This window comes from Ornithinibacter sp. (genome assembly GCF_035443565.1).
Taxonomy (GTDB): Bacteria; Actinomycetota; Actinomycetes; order Actinomycetales; family Dermatophilaceae; genus Fodinibacter.
The window spans coordinates 1-3,399 of sequence record NZ_DAORSO010000133.1 but is presented as its reverse complement, the minus strand read 5'-3'; the positions used below and the strand labels follow the sequence as shown (position 1 = coordinate 3,399).

5 protein-coding genes are annotated in these 3,399 nt (G+C 73.2%); 3 read left to right on the top strand and 2 right to left on the bottom strand.

Going from position 1 to position 3,399, the window contains the following annotated elements; genetic code table 11:
* Together PLL68_RS11650 and PLL68_RS11645 are read right to left on the bottom strand one after the other, a co-directional pair.
* The coding region (locus PLL68_RS11650) for a type II toxin-antitoxin system VapC family toxin (protein WP_324534262.1) at positions 1–392 on the bottom strand (392 nt) is incomplete at its 3' end.
* Positions 389–649 carry a type II toxin-antitoxin system VapB family antitoxin gene (locus tag PLL68_RS11645; RefSeq protein ID WP_324534260.1) on the bottom strand — a complete coding sequence of 87 codons (261 nt, stop codon included), beginning with the start codon at positions 647–649 and terminating at the stop codon, positions 389–391. The genes PLL68_RS11650 and PLL68_RS11645, both read right to left, overlap by 4 nt.
* A gap of 107 nt (positions 650–756) precedes the next feature.
* Between PLL68_RS11645 and PLL68_RS11640 the strand changes: the two genes are divergently transcribed.
* The 3 genes from PLL68_RS11640 to PLL68_RS11630 all read left to right on the top strand — a co-directional run bounded on the left by PLL68_RS11640 (position 757) and on the right by PLL68_RS11630 (position 3,280).
* Entirely contained in the window at positions 757–1,389 is a 633-nt protein-coding gene (locus PLL68_RS11640) for a hypothetical protein (RefSeq protein ID WP_324534258.1), read from the top strand.
* An 80-nt stretch (positions 1,390–1,469) separates the two neighbouring features.
* The gene (locus tag PLL68_RS11635) at positions 1,470–2,048 is read left to right on the top strand and encodes a copper chaperone PCu(A)C (RefSeq protein ID WP_324534257.1); all 579 of its coding nucleotides are present in this window, start codon (positions 1,470–1,472) and stop codon (positions 2,046–2,048) included.
* Positions 2,045–3,280 carry a Dyp-type peroxidase gene (locus PLL68_RS11630; protein ID WP_324534255.1) on the top strand — a complete coding sequence of 412 codons (1,236 nt, stop codon included), beginning with the start codon at positions 2,045–2,047 and terminating at the stop codon, positions 3,278–3,280. The genes PLL68_RS11635 and PLL68_RS11630 overlap by 4 nt, the downstream gene beginning before the upstream one ends.
* The last annotated feature ends 119 nt before the right edge of the window (positions 3,281–3,399 follow it).

Sequence of the window (3,399 nt, the reverse complement as noted above, 5' to 3'; positions counted from 1 at the left end):
TGCAGCGCCGGAGCGACGTCGGTCTGGCTGAAGTCGTTGCCGACGTAGAGCAGGGGTCGACCCTCCGTGGTGGACAGGGCGTAGGAGAAGCAGTCGCCGTAGTTGAGGCGAGCAGGTGAACCCGACCCGCGACCGAAGCGCTGGTAGGCCAGTCGCGCCACCTCGGCCTGGCGGGTGGTGACCGGAACGATCTCGATCCCCAGCTCCTCGATCACCCGGTCGAGGCGCTCCCCGTGGCGCGCGGAGCGAGCGTCCGCGACGATTCCCGCCTCGACCCAGCTGGCCGCCGACATCAGCGCCCCCGGTGAGGCGGCGGCCAGGGCTTCGAGCACCCGCTTCGAGCCGCTCTCACCCTCGAGGATCGAGATCAACGCGGACGTGTCGACGATCATCGGGGCAGCCCGGTCGCCTCGTCGTACAGGTCCTCGGCGCGCAGGTGACCCCGCCCCGGGTCGGCCTGCCACTGCGCCGCGATGGCCAGGACGCGGTCGACCACCGGCCCGGTGCGGGCCTGGTCGGGGTCGACGTCGTACTCGCGCAGCAGCTTCACCAGAGCCTCCTCGATCGCGCCGGTCTGGGTGCGCCCCGTCACTCGCGCCGCCTCGCGAGCCAGGCGGTGGACGCGCTCGTTCTTGATGTTCAGCCCCATGGGTAGAGTATACCTTTTTCATAAGGTAGACGGTAGACACGACCACTGACAGTCGTGCCCCCTTGGCTGGGCGCGAGCCGGTCAGAGGCCGTGGCTACGCTCATCTCGTGACCGGGATGCCGCAGCGCGCGCGCGATGCCCGGATGCTGCGCGCCCTCATCGCCACCCTCGTGGTGATTGGCCTGGGCCATACCGCGCACAGCCTCGGCGGCGCCACCGGCCCGCAACCCCTCGCGGTAGGCGTCCTCGCCGCCCTCGTCGGCCCGCTCGTCTGGGCCCTGGTGCGGCGTGGCGCCTCCGCCACCCGCCTCGGCGTGGCCATGGGTGCCGGCCAGGTGCTCACCCACCTCACGCTCGTGGCGATGGCACCCGGGCGCGGCACGAGCACCGCAGTCCACGTCCACGGGGCCTCGGGTCTCCCGACGTCGGATGCCGTGACCTCCGCCGGCGCGACCGTCACCTCCACGGGCACGGCCGTCACCTCCCTGCTCGCGGGCCTGCACGTCACGCCCGGCATGCTCGCGGCCCACGCGATCGCGACGGTGCTCGCCGCCGTGCTCCTCTCCCGCGGTGAGGATGCGGTGCGCGCCGTCGTGCGCGCGCTGCTCCCCGAGCCGCTGAGCCTGCGGTTCGCCCACGGCATCCGGCGCCTTGCCGTCGAGGCCGGCGCGCTGACCACCCCGACCAGCCGGGCGCTGCGCCCCGTCGGAGGCCGGGGCCCGCCCCTGCCCGTCACCTGAGCCGGCTCCGCGACGGGGTCGGCCACGCGCTGACCCCTTCCCTGCGGGTGTGATCCCGCACGCCAGTTCCAGGAGACCTCATGTCCAGCACGACCCGTTCGATCAGCCGCGCCCTCACCCTCGGCGCAGCAGCCACCCTCGTCTTCACCCTGACCGCCTGCGGACAGGACACGCCCACCCCAACCGGTGCCACGGCATCCAGCTCGTCGTCGACGACGGCAGAAACCACCCAGGGCGCGGGCGCCGTGGTGCTCGACGACGGCTGGGTCAAGGCGACCGACGACGCCATGGCCGGCATGGAGCCGATGACCGCCGCGTTCGGCACCCTGCGCAACACCACCGACCACGAGGTCACCATCACCGGCGGGAGCAGCCCCGCGGCCGGCATGGTCGAGCTGCACGAGACGGTGAAGACCGACACCGGCGCGATGCAGATGCAGCCCAAGGCCGGCGGCATCGTCATCCCCGCCGGAGGGACGCACCTGCTCGAGCCCGGCTCCGACCACCTCATGCTCATGAAGCTGACCGGCACCCTCGAGACCGGCACGACCACCACCCTGACGCTCAGCACGAGCGACGGCGACGTCACCCTCACGGTGCCGGTGCGGGCCTTCACCGGCGCGCAGGAGTCGTACGCACCGAGCCCGACCCACTCATGAGCACGCCCGACCAGGGCCGAGCGGCGCGGTCCGGCCGCCGCTCGGTCCTGCTCTCGGGGCTCGCCGGGGCCGGTCTCGCTGCCACGGCAGCCATCGCGACGGCGGCATCCGGTGGCCCGTCGGCGGGCGCCGTCCCGGCGGTTCCTGCGGGCACGATGGCGAGCGGGCCGGATGCCGTGGCGCGCCCCTTCCGCGGGGCTCACCAGGCCGGCATCCTCGAGGCTCCTCCGGCGTACGCGACGTTCGTCGCCCTCGATCTCGTGGACGGGGCGGACGCCGACGTGGTGCGGCGGCTGCTCACCGTGTGGACCGACGACATCGAGCGGTTGATGGCGGGCCGCGGCACCCTGACCGACCAGGAGCCCGAACTCGCCTCGGTCACAGCCGAACTGACCGTGACCGTCGGGGTCGGGCGACGCGTGGTGGAGGTCGTCGGGGCGCAGGTGCCGGCCTGGTTGGCACCGCTGCCGGCCTTCGCGATCGACCGCCTCCAGCCCCGATGGAGTGGCGGCGACCTGCTGCTCCAGATCTGCGCCACGAGCCCCACGACGGTGGCCCACGCCCAGCGGCGCCTGCTCGCGGGAGCGGCCGGGCTGGCTTCGGTGCGGTGGGTTCAGCGCGGCTTCCGCGAACCGCACGAAGGGCCGGGGGTGCCGATGCGCAACCTCTTCGGCCAGGTCGACGGCACCGTGCAGCCCGATGTCGCCGGGCTGGACGCCGACCTGCTGTGGAGCGCCGACGCGGGCCCGACGTGGCTGCGCGGCGGCAGCTCGGTCGTCGTCCGGCGCATCGAGATGGACCTCGACGGGTGGGACCGCGTCGACCGGCTCTCGCGCGAGAACTCGATCGGGCGGCGGCTGGCCACGGGCGCACCCGTGACCGGGGGTGGGCTCGACACGGCGCCCGACCTCGAGGCCGTCGACGGGCTCGGCTTCCACGTCGTCGACGACGCTGCGCACATCCGCCGGGCGCACGCCAGCGCCCCGCACGAGCGGTTCCTCCGTCGGCCGTACTCGTATGACGATGCGCCGGATGCCGGGTCGACGAGTTCGTCGGGTCTGGTGTTCGTGGCGTACCAGGCCGACCCCGTGCGCCAGTTCGTGCCCGTGCAGGCCCGCCTCGCCGAACTCGACCTGCTCAACCTCTGGACCACCCCGATCGGGTCAGCGGTGTTCGCCGTGCTGCCCGGTGCTCAGGAGGGTGAGGTGCTGGGCCAGGCCCTGTTGACGTGACACGGCGCGAAGGGCCCACCCCCGCCGGCTGTTCTGCACGAAATCGGGGTCATGACCCCGATTTCGTGCACCCCGCCTGGCCGGAAAACGGCGAAGGACCCCCCGACAAAGCGTTGGGG